Genomic DNA, 862 nt, shown 5'->3' on the forward strand with positions numbered 1-862 from the left:
GACTTGCTTTCTGCTTTACATGGTCAATAATTAACCGCTTGAAAGCGTTGAAACTTAGTAAAATAGCTTGGTTAAAGATCACCATCATTTGCCCATAAAAATTTTTCTGTTTCAAGAGGTGAAAATACTTTGATTTCAGCGTTTATGATAATTATGATGCGCCCTTTAAGAACATAACCAAGTTACTTAATGATGGCTCGATTTCATGGTCTTGATGGTCATCAATCTGTTGGTTGTATCACTAAAATTACTTTATGTCACACTCCGGTACACTGCTTACTCACTTTCTACTGTGAATAGATCAATGATGCATTCAACAGGATAAGGAGTAGGATAAGGGTATAACGACTACACGTAGGAGAAAAACAGACGTTGAATAAACAACACTCGGTAGGAACGCCAGTTATTCGTCTATCTGGCATTAGCAAAAGCTTCGATGGAAAAGAGATCATCTCTCACCTGAACTTAGATGTGAATCATGGTGAATTCTTGACTATTCTTGGCCCATCAGGGTGTGGTAAAACCACCGTATTAAGAATGATCGCTGGGTTTGAAACGGTTGATGCTGGCCAAATATTACTTGATGGTCAAGACGTTACCCAAGTTCCCGCCGAACAAAGGCATGTTAATACGGTTTTCCAAAGTTATGCTTTATTTCCTCATATGACCGTATTCGACAATGTTGCCTTTGGATTGCGTATGCAGAAAGTTCCTAGTGCCGATATTGAACCTCGCGTGATGGAAGCTTTGCGTATGGTGCGTTTAGAACAAATGGCGCAACGCAAACCCCACCAGCTATCAGGTGGTCAGCAACAACGTATCGCTATTGCTCGAGCCGTGGTTAATAAACCGAAAGTATTAC

At 40.5% G+C, this 862-nt stretch carries 1 protein-coding gene; it reads left to right on the forward strand.

The window, feature by feature from the left end; translation table 11 throughout:
- Positions 1–372: 372 nt before the first annotated feature.
- Positions 373–862: ATP-binding cassette domain-containing protein (locus B7C60_RS19720; RefSeq protein WP_245869570.1), on the forward strand; the 490-nt coding region annotated here is incomplete at its 3' end.

Origin of the sequence: Vibrio fujianensis, from assembly GCF_002749895.1 — a bacterium.
GTDB classification, from domain to species: Bacteria; Pseudomonadota; Gammaproteobacteria; order Enterobacterales; family Vibrionaceae; genus Vibrio; species Vibrio fujianensis.